Source organism: Pedobacter sp. NO84, from assembly GCF_059703915.1.
The window spans coordinates 1,297,834-1,315,103 of sequence record NZ_AP046575.1 but is presented as its reverse complement, the minus strand read 5'-3'; the positions used below and the strand labels follow the sequence as shown (position 1 = coordinate 1,315,103).

13 protein-coding genes are annotated in these 17,270 nt (G+C 39.5%); 10 read left to right on the top strand and 3 right to left on the bottom strand.

The annotated features are described in order from the left end of the window. Positions 1-146: 146 nt before the first annotated feature. The 6 genes from AC6H0V_RS05750 to AC6H0V_RS05725 all read left to right on the top strand — a co-directional run bounded on the left by AC6H0V_RS05750 (position 147) and on the right by AC6H0V_RS05725 (position 10,277). Entirely contained in the window at positions 147-929 is a 783-nt protein-coding gene (locus AC6H0V_RS05750) for a LytR/AlgR family response regulator transcription factor (RefSeq protein ID WP_497562760.1), read from the top strand. Positions 930-987: 58 nt separating this feature from the next. Further along, entirely contained in the window at positions 988-3,918 is a 2,931-nt protein-coding gene (locus tag AC6H0V_RS05745) for a sensor histidine kinase (protein WP_497562759.1), read from the top strand. 151 nt (positions 3,919-4,069) lie between these two features. Further along, positions 4,070-6,019, top strand: coding sequence for a hypothetical protein (locus AC6H0V_RS05740; RefSeq protein WP_497562758.1), 1,950 nt, complete (start codon positions 4,070-4,072; stop codon positions 6,017-6,019). A gap of 53 nt (positions 6,020-6,072) precedes the next feature. Continuing rightward, positions 6,073-7,818 (top strand): hypothetical protein, encoded by a 1,746-nt coding sequence (locus tag AC6H0V_RS05735; protein WP_497562757.1) that lies wholly within the window; start codon positions 6,073-6,075, stop codon positions 7,816-7,818. A 12-nt stretch (positions 7,819-7,830) separates the two neighbouring features. Further along, entirely contained in the window at positions 7,831-8,712 is an 882-nt protein-coding gene (locus AC6H0V_RS05730) for a hypothetical protein (RefSeq protein WP_497562756.1), read from the top strand. 5 nt (positions 8,713-8,717) lie between these two features. Then, positions 8,718-10,277: an OmpA family protein gene (locus AC6H0V_RS05725; protein WP_497562755.1), complete on the top strand. Its 1,560-nt coding sequence runs from the start codon at positions 8,718-8,720 to the stop codon at positions 10,275-10,277. Here the strand turns inward: AC6H0V_RS05725 and AC6H0V_RS05720 are convergent. Genes AC6H0V_RS05720 through AC6H0V_RS05710 form a run of 3 tightly spaced genes read right to left on the bottom strand, consistent with a single transcriptional unit; the run spans position 10,270 to position 13,110 of the window. Continuing rightward, positions 10,270-11,733 carry an aminotransferase class V-fold PLP-dependent enzyme gene (locus tag AC6H0V_RS05720; protein WP_497562754.1) on the bottom strand — a complete coding sequence of 488 codons (1,464 nt, stop codon included), beginning with the start codon at positions 11,731-11,733 and terminating at the stop codon, positions 10,270-10,272. The two genes, AC6H0V_RS05725 and AC6H0V_RS05720, sit on opposite strands and share 8 nt — an antisense overlap. Next, the gene (locus AC6H0V_RS05715; RefSeq protein WP_497562753.1) at positions 11,730-12,404 is read right to left on the bottom strand and encodes a DUF4395 domain-containing protein; all 675 of its coding nucleotides are present in this window, start codon (positions 12,402-12,404) and stop codon (positions 11,730-11,732) included. Before AC6H0V_RS05715 ends, AC6H0V_RS05720 begins: the two co-directional genes overlap by 4 nt. A 1-nt stretch (position 12,405) precedes the next feature. Further along, positions 12,406-13,110, bottom strand: a complete 705-nt coding sequence (locus tag AC6H0V_RS05710) for a DUF4386 domain-containing protein (RefSeq protein ID WP_497562752.1) — start codon at positions 13,108-13,110, stop codon at positions 12,406-12,408. Positions 13,111-13,255: 145 nt separating this feature from the next. On the opposite strand from AC6H0V_RS05710, the gene AC6H0V_RS05705 reads away from it, so the two are divergent. The 4 genes from AC6H0V_RS05705 to AC6H0V_RS05690 all read left to right on the top strand — a co-directional run bounded on the left by AC6H0V_RS05705 (position 13,256) and on the right by AC6H0V_RS05690 (position 17,181). Then, entirely contained in the window at positions 13,256-14,308 is a 1,053-nt protein-coding gene (locus AC6H0V_RS05705) for a sensor histidine kinase (RefSeq protein ID WP_497562751.1), read from the top strand. Then, positions 14,301-14,972, top strand: a complete 672-nt coding sequence (locus AC6H0V_RS05700) for a LytR/AlgR family response regulator transcription factor (RefSeq protein ID WP_497562750.1) — start codon at positions 14,301-14,303, stop codon at positions 14,970-14,972. The genes AC6H0V_RS05705 and AC6H0V_RS05700 overlap by 8 nt, the downstream gene beginning before the upstream one ends. Before the next feature lie 220 nt (positions 14,973-15,192). Continuing rightward, a complete protein-coding gene (locus AC6H0V_RS05695) occupies positions 15,193-15,921 on the top strand; it encodes a porin family protein (RefSeq protein WP_497562749.1) in 729 nt (242 codons plus the stop codon). A 33-nt stretch (positions 15,922-15,954) separates the two neighbouring features. Further along, the gene (locus tag AC6H0V_RS05690; protein ID WP_497562748.1) at positions 15,955-17,181 is read left to right on the top strand and encodes a S41 family peptidase; all 1,227 of its coding nucleotides are present in this window, start codon (positions 15,955-15,957) and stop codon (positions 17,179-17,181) included. Positions 17,182-17,270: the final 89 nt, after the last annotated feature.

Genomic DNA, 17,270 nt, shown 5'->3' with positions numbered 1-17,270 from the left:
ATAGCGGTGTGGCTCTAAAATAAATGCACTGTTAGATCTAACCGTTTACTCAGTCATTTTATCCTACAATAAGCAAATAACATCGGTTACGCAAAGCCCTATGGAATAGTTAATACATTGTGTACATTTAAGTATAATATTCCGATATGCTAAAAGCATTGCTTGTTGATGATGAGGTTAAAAATCTAGCGAGTTTAGAGTTTTTATTGCATAATGATTGCGATGGGGTAGAAGTTATGTATAAAGCACGCAGTGCCAAGTTGGCAAGAGAGTGGTTAAAATCCCATAGTGCAGATGTAATCTTTCTCGATATATCCATGCCTGGTGAAGATGGCTTTCAGTTTTTAGAACGTATAGCTTCAAAAAACATCAAGGTTATTTTTGTTACTGCCCATAATGAATATGCGCTCCAGGCTATTAAGGCTAGTGCTGTGGATTATATTCTCAAACCAGTGCATATCAGTGAGTTGCAAAAAGCGATCATAAAATTACAATTGTCTTTAGATAATCCACTTGCAACAGAGCAGAACCAATTATTGATTAAACACCTTTTGGCCTCAGTAGACAAAAAGATTCCGCTGAAAAAAATAGCCGTCCCCCAATTGGGAAGTATCAGATTTATAGATCTTGATGAAATTGTGTCTTTACAGGCAGATAGTAACTATACAATTATCCATTTAAAAGACATGCAAAAATTGGTAATCAGCAAAACGCTGAAAGATTTCGAAGAATTGTTAGACGAGAATCAATTTGCCAGGATCCATAAATCTTATATTGTAAATCTCAGTTACATTAAAGAATACAGCACTATAGACGGCGGGGTAGTAAAAATGAGCGATGGCAATCAATGGAGCATCAGCAGAAGACAATTGGATCTGTTTTTAGAAAAGATGAAAATTGCCACGGTTATGTTCGGAAAAAACAAGTAAACAAATCAGATGGATGTTGCCTTTTAAAATAGCAAATAAGTGGTTCTTAGTTCTTCTGTTGTTCCTATTACTATGGGATAAAGGGTACTCCCAACAACAATATACTTCACTAACCATTAAAGATGGTTTGCCCAGCAATTATGTTTACAGAACTTTAGAAGACAATCACGGCTTTTTATGGGTGGCTACCAATGCCGGTCTGGCACGGTTCGATGGAAAGCGCTTTCAGGTATATACTAAAATACATGGCCTCCCAGAAGATGAGGTACTTTCTATATCGATGGAAAAAAATGGCAGGATCTGGGTAAACTGTTTTAAGCAAGAGCCCGCCTATTTTGATGAAGTGCAAAATAGGTTTGTGGAGGTATTAGACAAAAAGAGCCTCAAAAGCATTACAAGTACCCTGAATATGTATTTATATTCCCTAAACGACGGGGGCATAATGTATGTTAACAATGCCGGGAGTTACGTTTTTGTTGATAAGAAAATGACCGTTTACGGTGCTATAACTAAAGGTTTTGAACCCTTATTCATCAGAAAAAATAAAGATGGAACCGAACTGAGGTGGGGATCTAGAGTAGACGATAAGAAAAACATCATCTCATTTGGTATATATCAGATCAAAAACAAGAAGATACTTGATAGTAGTATCATCTTGAAAAAAAAAGTGATCAAATTCTCGTATCTGGCAACCGATGAGGATAAGCTCTATACAGTTGACCTCTTCAACAAATGTATAATATATTCTGATCTTAAAACCACACCCATACGATATAAAACAGATTCCCTAACCGTTCCCGAAGCCTATAAAATTTTATTGTTTACTCCTACAAGCTTGTATTTTGTAGGGGTATCTGGTAAAATCTATGTTTATAACAAACATACGCTTAAGCAAACTGATATATTAAGTGGCGACTATCTGCCCAATTCGTACTTTGATGATAGCAAGGGAAATAAATGGATATCCACTATCGATAGAGGATTGGTGTTGTATAAAAAGAAGCCATTACAAACGCTAAGCATGCCTGTAAACTATCTGCGAAGCAATTTTTTAAGCATCGCCAGAAAAAAAGACGGATCAATACTGGCTGGCAACTATTACGGCGAAGTGCTGGAAACAAAAAACGGGAGATCAAGATCCCACCTTATCACCAATATGGTAACCTCTAAGGTGAGAAAAATACTTTTGGCGGGTAACGATATCTTTACTTTTTCAGAAGATGGAACATTCTATAATTATAAAAATAGGGTTATCCGGCCAGACCACAGACCGCATAGATCCAAGACAGCGATCCTATTCAATGACAGTTTAATTTTAGTGGGTACGCATTACGGACTGGATGCCATTAATACAAGAACAAAGCATGTCAAATTCCTAAATCCAAAGAGGATTCGTATTACAGCACTTGTTAAAAAAGATAAGCGTTTTGTGTATTTCGGCTCGCTCAACGGCCTCTATAAATATGATATGGTAAAGGATACCTACAAATCGTTAGGATATATAAATGATGCACTTAACGACAAGATAACCGCGCTTTGCTTCACGGAAGACAATATATTATGGGTAAGTATGTCGGGCAACGGCATTATGGCCCTAAAGGAGGATAAAATATTGCCATTGGTAAACATAAACAGCAATATTTATAATGGCGAATACCGAAATCTCATCTCCCCAAGAAAAGGACAATTATGGGCAGCAACACCTCAGGGAATTAACGTACTTAACTATCAATTAAAAGATACCAAGTTGCGTTATACCACCAGTAACCTAACTACAAATGATGGCCTGGCAAGTAACGATATCCAGGAAATGATCTATCAAGACAATCATATATATGCAGCCACAAGTAATGGTATTTCTATCATTCCTGGGAATTTTGTCTTGCCTAAGTTTGATATTCCTACCCATTTGGTTCACATGAGCGTTAACCAGCGGGATACTATTTTATCCAAGTATTACGACCTAAAATACTACCAGCAAAATGTGCAAATGAAATTTGCGGGCATAGATCTTACAGGTCATTTCAAAAACTTTCAATATACGTTGGATAAAAATAAGAACTGGATTAATTTAGACGAAAACACGCTTACTGTTCAGCTCAATAGCGGCCAACACCTGCTTCAGATCAGGGCGGTTGATGTGAGCGGAAACATAAGTAAGCTTATCCTCAATATCAAATTTAATGTTGCCACGCCATTCTGGAAAACCGTCTGGTTTTGGTGTGGATGTGGATTAATCCTTCAGCTTTTGCTTATTTATTTGATTAACAAGCGACAAAAAAAGTTGAAAGAAGCCCGGTTATCCAAAAAACTGGTCGCAGTACAAACGGCCGCTTTAGAACAGCAGGCCTTTACCTCTTTAATGAATCCCCATTTCATTTTTAATGCGTTAAATAGCATCCAGCATTACATAAATGTTCAGGATAGACAAAATGCCAATCGTTACCTGAGTGATTTTGCCTCGCTGATCAGAAAGAATTTCGAAGCCTCACAGCAATCTTTTATTCCTTTGGAAGAAGAAATAGAAAACATAAAATTATACCTCAATCTTGAGCAAATGCGCTTCGATGATCGGTTTAACTTCCAGGTAAAAATAGATAAAGACGTGGATGTAGAAGACTGGATGATCCCTACCATGATCTTACAGCCACTTTTAGAAAATGCTTTGCTCCACGGGATAATGCCATCGCCTATTGGCGGCAAAATAACGCTTAATTTTAAGCGCAAGGATGAAAGTTTATTAATTGTAATTATCGATAATGGTATCGGATTAATTAATAGCAATGCCCTAAAAGGGGGCAGCACCCATAAAAGCAGGGGGATGGAGTTGATAAAAAAACGGATCCAGGCCCTTTGTGGATTTGGTTCACAACCACTCATCATTACCATGGAGCCCGCATTTAAAAGCAAAAAAAATCCAGGAAATAAAATTACCCTCCTCATACCTATGGCATTGCACGATGCTTGGCGCATGGCAAAACATTCCTAAAGTTTTACCGTAAACTAATCCATTGGACGTTAACACACAATTGTACGGCATGGTTACACGCTGTGGGTTGTCTCTTTATTTAACTGAACTTATTTTAACGTAAGTAATTCATTTTAATTCAGACAATTAACGGTTCTAAATCAGCAATGTAATGAGAAAATTCATCATGTTCTTTTTGGTTATAGTAGGCCTGCAGGCTGCTGCACAAACCAACCCAATTACTAGCATCACTATTTCTTTGCCATCTAATCCCGATGCCAACACTGCAAATTGGGGGAGTGGTACAGCGTTATTAAATATTTCTGCCAATACCAAAGCCGTGAACGGAAGGGTAGAGGGCTTTGTACAGGAAAGCAAAATACTGGTGATCATTAAAAAAGGAGGTGCTAAAATATGTGGTTCTTATACTTCAAGTTCTGCTCCTGCATCTAATTTTAACACCATTGTGAAAGTTTGGAGCGGTACTAATGCCGTGGCCTTGCTGGGTCAAGGTTGTATTTTGCCACCGGGCGATTATGAATTGAGTGTACAGTTTTTTGGCTATAGCAACGGCAAAACCATCGCTTTTAGTGAAGAAAAAGTAAGGGCATTTACCATTCGAGGAAATGAGCAACAAACCTATCAGTCGCCTCAACTCATTTTGCCATTAGCAAGCCATGTATTTGGAGAAACAGATGTAGTTAAACCAATTACTTTTCGCTGGACACCACTCATCCCTCGTCCTCAAGAGCCTGTAACCTACCGTTTAAGGGTTTGGCAACTTATGCAAGGACAAAATGGTACCCAAGCACGATCGGTAAACCAACCTATCATTACCAAAGATGTAGACAACCTCAGCCAGGCCATGGTAACTGGCATCCTTACCGGACCATGCAAGCCACCATATTTATGCGATTTTGTGTGGAACGTACAAGCACTGAACAGAGAGGGGAAACCCATTGGCGAAAATAATGGAACTAGCGAAACCTTTGGCTTCAGATATCAGGGTGCCACAACCGTAAATAACGGGACCTTAAAACTTTTATCTCCATCTAATGGCAATACCATAACGGGAACCCAAACTCAGCGTTTTTCGTGGACCACGGGAAACCCACAAGGTGATGTACCAGTAGGATATAGGCTAAAAATTGTTGAAATCATTGGCGATCAATCTCCAGAACAGGCATTCCGTGGCAACAAGCCCATTTTTGAAAAAGATAGTTGCTGTTTGCTCCGAACAAATAAACCCATTTTCGAAAAAGACAGTGGAAATTGGATAATCGCTACCAAACCGTTCGTTACAGGCAAAAAATATGCATGGAACGTACAAATGATTAATAGGGAAGGAAAGCCCATTGGTGGTAACAATGGAACCAGTGATACCTTTAGTTTTAATTTTAAAACCGCAAAAAACGAGGTTCCCAAGCTGTCCGCTGTTAGCCCTACATATGGAGGAACGTTTGGGGATGGAGAAAGTCCGAAATTTAAATGGACAACATCTGGAACTAGCTCTCCAGAATCTGTTGTTTACAAACTTACAATTGTTGAATTAAAGGGAAACGAATCACCAGAAAATGCATTTCGGACAAATAAACCTATTTTTGAGAGAGATACTCCATATATCCGTACCAATAAGCCCATTTTTGAAAGAGACAGCACCTTAGAATTCAACTATCCACCATCAGCTCCTGCTTTTAAAAATGGACAAAAATATGCATGGGTGGTTTCAATATTTGACAAATGGGGAAATACGGTAAGCAGTAAAGTTTCAACCTTTGTTGGAACTTCAAATAGATGCAGCTGTGGCACATGGAAACCCCTAGTTATATCGAGAACAGCCTATGAGTGTGGATCTAGGATTAATTGGAATTGTCACAAACCCTTTCAGTTTACCGGTAATTTCCAATGTGTGGGCTCTAACGAAAACTGTAGGGCAAAAACCAGTTGGGAAATCAGTAAAAATGGAAAGATAATTAAACGAGGAAGTGGAGGCAGTACAATTACTGATACGTTTACGCCTTTAGAAAACGGACAATACACGGTTACATTGAATGCCACATGCGGCGATCAGAAATGTTCACCCTGCATATACACTATCGATATAAGTGATTGCAGAAAATAAACGCTCCTATTCTTATTCAATAGGTATTACCGGTCAAAAAGTATAAAACGTAAATGAAAAACCTGCTCAAAGTTAGTACTGTTCTGTTTTTGTTAGTTGCACTAAATGTAAATGCCCAACAAGTTTCCACGCGAATCAAATTAAGTGGTGATTTGGGCATTTGGTACGAAGGCTATGGATTAGACAAAAACCCAAATCAGCCGATTCCGGATTTTTATGCATCACGTAGGCCTTGGAATTTGGTGAGATACTCTTTTAATCCCACATTTTCGGTCGGCAAATGGAGCATACCCCTAAACTTTAATTTTAGCGCTATGGCAACTAATTTCACCACTCCAACTACAGGCGGCAAACAGGATATCTGGCAATTTATAACCAATCCAGCCAATAATTTTGGCATTAGGCCAAAGGTAGGCAGCACCGAGATTTTATTGGGAACACAAACACTTCAATATAGCGACCTCAGCACCGGCGATATAGGGATATTTGGGCTTGGAGTAAATCTGTCTCCAGGTAAATTTAGACTTAAACTATTCAGCGGTGCTTCACAACGACCGATAGATTACATGTCGGCCATACTTTCTCCGCCTAATGGCATTATTGGGGCCTATAAACGCAATCAGTGGATGGCACAACTGGGTTTAGAAAGCGAGGGAAAGTATTTTGTGGGTTTCAATTTCGTCAAATCATCAGATTCAAGAACCTCTGTTGCCTCCCCGCCACTAACGCCTATAGATCCCCAAGAAAATGTAGTGGTTAGTTTTTTGGCTAAAGTAGAAACAACGAATGGATGGAAGTATCACGTAGAATTAGGTCAAAGTTTCTTTACCAGAAATTTAAATACACCTTATTCTAATCTCTTGATAGCCGACTTTAAACCTTTTGCTAATGCGCGTACTTCTTCTAACAAAGACAATGCAGTTATGCTTGGCTTGACAAAAAAGGGATCAGATTGGGAGGTTGGGGCTAAACTTAATTATTACGGCGCAGGATATTATACTGCGGGCTATCCATATATGAATAATGATAAGGTAGAATATCTCGCCAATACAAGGTTTAATGCTTGGAAAAAGAAAATCAACGTAGTGGCAAGTTTAGGGCAACGTTTTGGCAATTTGAGTAAAGTGTCGGGCCCTAACACTACAAAGCAGCTGATTGCCAATGTAAATGTACTTACGCAATTTACGGATAGGTTTAGTCTTAATACGAGTTTCAACAACTTCGGATTTAGTGCGGCAAGTATTTCAGGATATAAAAGTGTAAGCAACGAGTTGAGCATTAATCCATCCTATACATGGAATAATGCAAAAATGAGTCATTTGATTAGTGCAACCTATACCCAAAGCAAGTACGATGAAACCGTACTGTTACCACCCCTAACCACTTCACATAACAATACCCAAACTGCGCTGATTCTATATGTGCCTACATTTTTTGAAAAGAAGATCAGTCCAGATTTTAGTTTAATGTGGTTCAGTAACAAAGCCCCTTCTTTAGAGCTTACGCTATTGAGCGCTACCGCCGGAATGACCTATAAACCAAAAGATAAATTTAGCTTAAAGGGTCAGTTACAATATAGCCTCAGTACTTTATCACCTTTTTCGGCAAACAGAAATTTATTGGCCACTACAGGGTTTGATTGGGAACTTTATAAAAAATTAACCTGGCAATTTTCTTTTACAGCTAATTTATATCAGTACGGTACCGAATTACCAGGAAGTTCAGTAACACCAGCAATAGCAGGTTATCCCACTTATTTAGAAAGTACGCTAAGAACAGGTTTACAGTATAGATTTTAATTGAAAGATAAAATGAAAAAACAGTTGATCATGCTTGTACTAATTTCGACGGTATTAACCGCAAGCGCACAAATTAACGTAAACCTAGCCTTGTCCAATAGACCCCAACCCTGGCCAAGCGAGTGGGCAAATCCAATTAATGGTCAATTGATCATTAGTTTTATGCAAGGCCCGATAGCTGCTGACCCGAACATTAAACTTAGAACTACATTAATTGATGAAAGTGGGACGATATTGGCCATTTCAAACACGAGTTCGGCTAGAATTTATAGGTTAAGGGATGGCGCAAACCAATTTAGCATAGCTGATGTATTACAACTGGAAAACCTAGCCCTATTTGGAAGTGCAAAAACGCTGTTAGAGCGAACAGGAAGACTTGCAGCCGGCCAGTATCAATTAACAGTGGAGGTACTGAATACCGCAGGTGATGTAGTTCGAGCCAAACAAACCAAACCTTTCTTTATCACTTCTTATCAGTTGCCCCTGTTAACATCACCGCAAAATGAAGCTAACCTGGATGCTAGAATTGCGCAGAATACCATTGTTTTTAGATGGACATCTTTGGTTCCGGGCACACCAGAATTACCCATCTATAGGGTACAGGTCTTTGAAATCTTGCCCGGACAAACACCTTTGCAAGCTTTTAGGGGCAATAGACCCCTATTAAACGATGTTGTAACAAAAGGCATGACCCAGTATATATGGCGTCCGAACCTGCCAATGCTTGATAGTACAGCCAACAAACGGTTTATATGGACCATACAAACCATAGATAAAAATGGGATGCCAATACCGGGATTGGACCAAACCGTACAGGGCAGAAGTGAGCCTGCCATATTCAATATCATAAGGACAAAAACACCAGGCAAACAACTTCACGCTACCGAAAATTAAACCTAATGAAGAAGATTATTTTATTCGGATATTTTTGTATTTCGTTCTTAAGCCTCGGCGCTCAGGAAAATAACCTTAAAAAGCCATCATCATTGGCCTTCCATTTATTCTATTACGATTTTAAAACCGCACAGCAAATTAAGGCCACCTCGTTAAATAGCGTATTAAAAAATGGTAATTGGAGTAGTTTTCGGAACATGCAATTAGGCTTAGGCATTAATTATTTAAGAGGTGTATCCAAAACCATCGACTTTGTTGCCACAGTGGATGGGAGTGGGGTAGACTATCTTTTTAACGATGGAACTACAAACGGAAGCAGTAAGTTTTTGTTGGATCTTAATGCAGGGATAAACGCGAAGCTATTTAATGATGAGAAACCTGTTGCACCCTATATTTTTGGTGGCGTCGGGTTTTCTCGATACACCAAAAAAAACGGGATTTATCTGCCTATCGGTTTAGGTGTACAATTTCATCTATTTAACGAAGCATTCTTACTTACCAATATGCAATATCGGGTAGCCGCTACAGACCAAGTAAATGATCATTTCTATTATACTGTTGGCATTGGGCTTAGTATCGGAAAGAAAAGCAAGGCGGCGCCGATAATAACCGAACGTAAACAAACGCCTGTAGTGATTGCAACGGTTGAGGCCACGGTGAGAAAAAAGGACCTTCTGATCAAGGTCGTGGATGAGCAAACAGGATTGGCACTAACGGGTGCAACTGTTGTAGTAAAAGGTGCTAATGGCGAATTTAAATCAGTTTCTGATGCCACTGGAACTATAGTTTTTAAAGACGTACCTGCAGATAACTATGAAATTAAAGGAACCTTAAATACTATTTCTACCAACACCAGCTCTGTTCAAAGTAGCAATTTTGAGGGTAGCGACCCAGCGTTAGTAGTACTGCTTACCCATAACGACCCTAGATTTACCTTGGTGGGTATCGTTGAAGAAAAAAGTACACATAAGCCTACTGCAAGTGCGTTTATTCAAGTTTTAAATCAAACAACTGGAACTAAAGATGCCTATCAAAACAACCCAGATGGTACTTTTAACATCCAGTTAAGTGGTGGAAGCGACTATATTATTTCTGCCAAAAAGAACAATTACATCTCTGATATTAATGCATTAAGTACCAAAGGATTGAACAGATCTACCACCTTATCTATAAAACTTTTATTGGGGGTTGATGAAGCCAAGGAAAACACTATTATCGCTTTACCTAATATCTATTACCATACAGGCAGTATAACCCTTAATGGTGAAGCTTCGTCTGATCTGGATAAATTGGTATTATTTTTAATGGATAATCCAAGCCTTAGAATAGAAATCTTATCACATTCTGATAGTAGGGGTGATGCGGCAAAAAATCTATTGCTAAGTCAACGCCGGGCACAGGAAGTAGTTAATTATCTTCAAAAACAGGGTATTAGTGGCAATAGGTTAATCCCTAGGGGATATGGTGAAACAAGGTTGCTCAATGGCTGCAAAGATGGAGTTAATTGCATAGAAGCACAACACGAGCAAAATAGACGAACTGAATTTAAAATTATAGCTAATTAATGAAGACTTCTTCGGCACTGCCGAAATAAAATTCGTTGCTAGAAGGATCGTACCGATAATCTTTGGCCCATTCGCTAAAATGGATTGCAGTTTCCTCAATCGCATCCATAATAAAGTTAACCTCCGCATCAGTCATCGTTGGATGAAATGAGAGTCTAATCCATCCCGGCTTGGCTGATAGATTACCCAAACTGATTGATCTCCATATTGCATTCGACTTTCTTTCTGATACTTTTAAGAGCCGATGACCATAAGTACTGGCACAGGAACATCCACCACGTGTTTGAATACCAAAACGATCGTTTAGTAATTTAACGATCAGGTTATAATGGGCATCTTTGATCAAAAATGAAACTATACTCAATCTGTTGGTTATGCCTAATGCAAGCACAACCACGTTTTGTATCTGTTTAAAACGGTTAAAACAGATGGCCAATAATTCTTTTTCTCTTTGACGGATACGACATGTACCCATGGCTTCTTTCAATTTAATACATAGTGCAGCTTTAATTCCTTGCAATATGGGCGGTGTGCCCCCATCTTCACGCATTTCTATGTCTTGCACATAATGGTGAGTGTTCCAAGGATTACTGTACGCGATTGTTCCACCACCTGGTTGATCGGGCACTTTATTGGTGTAAAGCTCGCGGTTGAAGATTAGTACACCAGGAGTGCCAGGTCCACCAAGGAACTTATGCATAGAAAAATATATCGCGTCAAGTTGCTCCTCCTTCCGAGCGGGATGCATATTAATGTCTACATACGGCGCTGAACAGGCAAAGTCTACAAAGCACCAACCACCTTCTCTGTGGATCATCTTTGCGATCTTATGGTAAGGCGTTTCAATTCCCGTTACATTTGAACATGCTGTTATTGCGGCTATTTTATGGAGACGGTGCTGATATCGCCCTAAAAGTTGACTTAAATGCGCCAAATCTATATTACCACGGGGATCACTACCTATTATTTCTACAGTAGCGATAGTTTCTAACCAACTCGTATGGTTGCTATGGTGTTCCATATCAGAAACAAAAACTACTGGCCGCAAAACTTCATCGATCTCGGCGAGCATCGTGCCCGCCTTCATGTATTCGTTTAATCGTTCTGAAATGCGGATGCCAAGGATTCTTTGCAATTTATTAACTGCTGCAGTCATGCCGCTTCCGCAAAAAATGAGCGCATCACTTTTGTTTGCATTAACGTGTGCCTTTATCGTCAACTTCGCTTCTTCATAAGCCGAAGAAATTACATTGCTAGTATAGGTTAAACTGGTATGAGTATTGGCGGCATAAGGCAAGATATTGGTTTGAAGAAAATTTTCTATCGGTCCGTAGGCACGCCCACTGGCGGTCCAATCTGCATACAAAATCTTTTTTTCACCATACGGTGAATGAAAGGTCTGTTCCCTGCCAATGATCTGATCCCTGAAAACGGAAAAGTATGCTTCCAGAGTCATTTGTTTTTGATTTCTCTGTTTGTAGGTCCGAACATTCCAAACATGTCATAGGGCTTTTGCCTAAAATTGGCATTAAAAAAGTAAACGATTAAAAAGATGTAACCGATAAATAGTGCAACAATAAAGAGTTGTGTAATCGAAGTCTTCTGGATGTCTTGTCTATCTTTTATTGTACATACTTCACCTGGACAATATTGCACTTTTGTTTTATAAACTGCTGCATAAATTTTACAGGCCAAACAAATCCCGAAAGCAGATTCGAAAAACAGAAAAACCATGCATAGCAAGCATACTATTCCTGTAATTGGACTAAATGAGTTAACGATAACCATAAAAATAAGCATCGTTAAAGAGAGGATTACCCCAATGATCCAGGCAAATCTTTTTTGCTTAGCACCAACATATTCGGGTACTTGGTTGCGCACAATCAGCCTACCTATGATTAGCGCTGGTGAGAAACGAGGACTCACAAAAACACGGATCACGAAGTCTGTGAAGAACAGCGTGATTGCATATTTGGCAAGCACAAAATCGCCATTAAGTATAATTAGCAAATAAGCAGTAAAGATTACCAAAAATAAAATCCCTGCTGCTGCGCGAATTTCCCGTTCATTGAGGACTGGGATATCAAAGCCTTCGACCTTTTCGCCGAATTGAATTATTTTTTCCATTTCAAGATTGTTTAAGTTTCCATTTTTCAACATTTACACCCTTAAATAGCAGCCAAAAGGCGAAGGATAGTTCTGCGAAGAAACAAGGTACCATTAGCCAAAGTCCTATCTGCGAGGCCACAGAAGGCAACAACAATAACATAAAATTGCTGGTTAGATAGCAAAATCCTGCCAGTTGCAGCAGGATGCCAATGGTTTTTGGGAGATAACCTGAGCGTTGGATGAGGAAACCGTTAAGGATACAGGTAACGCCGAAAAATAAGAGACCAATGCCAAAACCAATGTCGTGCAAACGGATAGCTAAGTAACTTTGGGTGTATAAATATTGTGGATTGACAGTCTTTAGATAACCATTGCCCAATAAAGGCAATAATGCCGCTACAAGGTTTAGCTTATTTGCTACCAATACCGCAGTTTGGACGAGATTAAAAAGTAGTGCCAACAGAGCAGTACGGAAATGGGTTGGTCGCAACAACACAAAAACAAAGAGCATAACGGGAATATCGCAAAGGTGCATCACCAGATCGCTGGCCATCCCCGCTCGCCATAAGCTCTCATGAGTGATCAATTGAAGTGCTGTTGATGCCGGATCTCCAGGTACGATTAGCCGATCGCGAACAAACAACACACTGAACATACCAGCGACAATAATTACCAGATAGAGAAATCCAGCAATACGGCTAGAAGATTTTAAAGATAGATCCATGCTTTTGATTTGCTATTTGAGACAAGGTTAATGATTTAAACCATTGGATGATTCGCTGGTCAACAGACAGCAGAAATTGGTCTATGAACAACAGAAATGCGTCAACTGCATTTGAGCGGAAATACCTAATTTTACATTTCAACTTATGCAGATCGGGATCAACAAATCACTATTCAGGTTTTATGTACAAACCACCTTAGCATATTTGCTTCTTTGGCTAGTTATTGATACTACCAATGGGCCAGGTTCAATGTGGCCAAGACTGTTTAACAATTTGTGGTTAAGTCTTTATATCGCCGTAATTAATTTTCTGTTTTTTGAACACGTTCTATCGTTTTTAAGACAAAAACGCCATGCTTTTTCAAGGGCACTTTGGTGGCTATTTATATGTTGTTGTTTATTGTTGCTGTTCTCTTTTGGTCTTTACGCTTGGCGTTTTTTCGGAATAGAGCTGCACATCTACACGGCATTGATAGAGTTCAAATCCATAAAGCAAGGTACCGGCTATATTGTGCCGCACGGCCTCTTATCCGTTTTCTTTTTCGGAATGTTGAAGTATCGTTATAATCACCAACAGCTAAAATTATCGGCACAGCAATTACAACTCGAAAAAAGGGAAGCCGAGCTGAACTATTTACGAGCGCAGACCAACCCTCATTTTCTGTTCAATACGCTCAACAATATTTATGTGCTTGCCCGCGATAAAAGCGATTTGGCGCCTCAATCCATCCTGCGTCTCTCTGGCATGCTGCGCTTTATGCTCTATGAAACCGCTGGTGATTTTATTGCCATCGAAAACGAAATAAAAATTATTAGTGAATATTTGGAACTGGAAAAACTGCGTTACGATGATACGCTTCGGATCAACTTTAATTACGATATTGAGGATATGAAACAAGCCATCCCGCCATTGTTGCTCATACCCCTGGTAGAAAACGCCTTTAAGCATGGCGTTTCTGAAACAAGAGAGAATCCTTTTGCTACTATTCATCTTTCTGTGGGCAAAAGACAACTTGTTTTTGTAGTCAAGAACTCAACCGAACCTACTGAAGTTGAGGCCGCTGTTCGCGAAAACATAGGCCTATCTAACCTTCGGCGTCAATTGGAGCTGCAATACAGCGATTACAGCCTTATGCTTAAGCAAGAACCTACAGAATTTGCTGCTACCTTAAAAATTAATTTGGCAAGCCATGTCTGAAATCAAATGCATTATTGTAGAGGATGAGCCACTTGCGGCAAAGGTGCTTACAGAATATGTGGCACAATTGCCATTTCTGCGGCTGATGGGCACTTTCAAAGATGCGCTCCTTGCAGCCACCTATCTTAAGCATAACCAAACAGATTTGATGTTTCTGGATATTCATTTGCCTAAATTAAAAGGCATTACTTTTTTGCGGGCGTTAGCGCATCCGCCAGCTGTAATTGTTACTACGGCCTATCATCAATATGCCGTTGACAGTTTCGAACTAAAAGTAACCGATTACCTAATGAAACCTTTTGCGTTTGAACGTTTTCTGCAAGCAGTTAACCGGATCAAAGATCCTCTTGAGCAAACAAAGGAATTTCTGTTCCTAAACGTTCAGCACAAAAAAGTAAAAATCTGCTTTGCAGATATCCTTTATATTGAAAGTCAGAGAGAGTATGTAAAGATCGTTACCACTAAGCAAACCTATCAGGTAAAGATGGGTACTCAAGAGATAGAAGTCCTGTTGCCATCTCCTCTATTTGTGCGTGTTCATCGCTCTTTTATTGTGGCTATCGAAAAAATAACTGCTTTTACTTCCGAAATGCTCGAAGTTAATGGCTTGGCGGTTCCAGTGGGCAGAACTTATCGCGATAGCATAGAGAAGTTGTTGTTTTAGTTGGGGATTGCCCTCTCCCAGTAGGAGCAAAAAATGAAAATTCTTGAAAAGGAGAGAAATGTTGTTATACCACAGGAGATAAACAACAGCTAATGGAGTTAATTTTACAAAAGCCAATTAAGTTAGCCATATTCTAAATGCGGAAAAATACCGCAATTTGGGGGATTGCGAATTCATACAGAGCGATTTACTTTTGTATTTAACCAATCCAAAATCCATTGTGACTAAAATAAACTATGATTTCCAGTTTAAAACGACTAGAAAATTTATCTTAATTCTTCTCGGTTCTTTATTTTCTATAAGCGCGAAATCCCAGCTTTCTTTAGGGTTAAATACAGGGTATACGCACAATGAGTTTTACACCAATATTGGGCAATATTTTAACAATTATTATAAAAAGGAAGGTAGCTATATAGTTTCCGCACCCCTGCAATTCGCAATTAACGACTGGTTTGCTTTACAAGCAGAACCGGGTCTCATACAAAAGAGTTTTTCGCTAGGGCAAACTCTTCAAACAACTCAACCTACCAAACTCACCAGCCGTTATAATTACGTACAACTTCCGGTGATGGCACAATTTAGTTTTGGGGGCAGTAAACTGAGAGGTTTTGTATCTCTAGGCGGCTATGTTTCCTATTGGTTGTCTGGAAAAATCAAAGGTTCCCTTGCTGATACATATAATCAGGCAGACTATCAAGTTCCCGTTTATTCTATCCAAGAAGTGGATGGAAAGTATGAATTTAATAGCACAAGAGACAGACGACTACAGTTTGGCTGGCTCGCTGGCGGCGGATTGACTTACAAATTGAATACCAAACTGACTGTGCTAAGCGAGTATCGTTACTATGGGGACCTAACCGATCAGCAAAAAAATTACATGTTGAACCAGATCCCAAAATATAATATCACTACTGCTATCACAGTGGGTTGCTTGTATAACTTTCGCTAATTAGTGTTTCATTAAATTTTTACCTTTCAAACTATGCGTTCCCAAAAATTGATCCCAATAACTTTGACAGTGCTTTTGTCTATCGCAGCCTGCACCCTTGGTTGTAGAAAAGAAATGCCCGTGGTGAGGGATCCAGAATCCGGCTACGCTAGTTCCTTTAGCGATGTTTTTGATCGTTTTTGGAATACCCTAAATTCTAATTACCAGTTTTGGGACAGTGATCCAACCGATTGGGATGGTGTGTACGCACATTACCAGCCCCTTTTTGCAAAATTGGATATCCATAACGAAGATGATCAGCGAAAATCTGTCCAGTACTTCAATGAAATGCTTACCAATAATGTTGATGGACATTTATTTATCAGTTTTAATGCTACTGCGATAGCAAATGAAAGTGTAGACCCAAGGTATGAGCAGGACATCAGTTTGCGAAATCCTAACGTATTGATTGGTGAATCACAGCGTACTCCCGAATATTTTAGTTTCACTTATTATGGATTGGATGCTGCAAATTATCTTGATGCCGGTAGTACCTCAGGAATATACAGCGATAAGGTTCTAGGAGAGTTGCAGGTGCTTGGAGGAACAATTAACCAACATATCTTATATTTAGGCTTCAATGGAGAAGTGTTTAGCTCGGCACTGACAGATCCTGCTCCAAATGCATTTAAAACTGCATTCAATTCATTCAGCAATGCTTTGAAGAATGATACCCAGCTCAAGGGCGTGATTATTGATATGAGAGGAAACGGAGGCGGTTATGGTACAGATGCCAATCTCTTAGCCTCTATAATGATCGAAAAACCACTGTTGATAGGTCAGGTGCGTTATAAAAACGGAACCGGTAGACTTGACTACACACCTTGGAATAACACCTATATTAATCCAGTGGAAGGGGCAAAAACCATTAGGGTTCCAATTATTATTCTTACGGATATTCTAACATTTAGCGCAGGGGAGGTGGTTACTGCCGCACTTCACGCTTTGCCTGGAGCAATTACCGTGGGTACAGCTACTGGTGGAGGGATAACAGGAAGTAGGCTATTAGCTAATTTGAACGGTAAAGGCTTTACCACAATCAAGACAGACTTGGGTGATTTTATGACCATTGGCATGTCTACAAGCGCATTTAAAATGCCAAATGGCGAACAGCCGATCTGGGGTATCACGCCTGATTATCTTGTGCCGTTTGATCCTAAAGCAATTAATGCCGGGCATGATCCCCAATTAGAAAAAGCACTGACATTGATAGGAAAATAGCCTCTCATCGGTTCTACCCACAAATTTCCCTCAGGTAGAATTTCTTACCATAAAGGCGGGCAGTTGGACTTCGCTTATTTTTAGAGGTT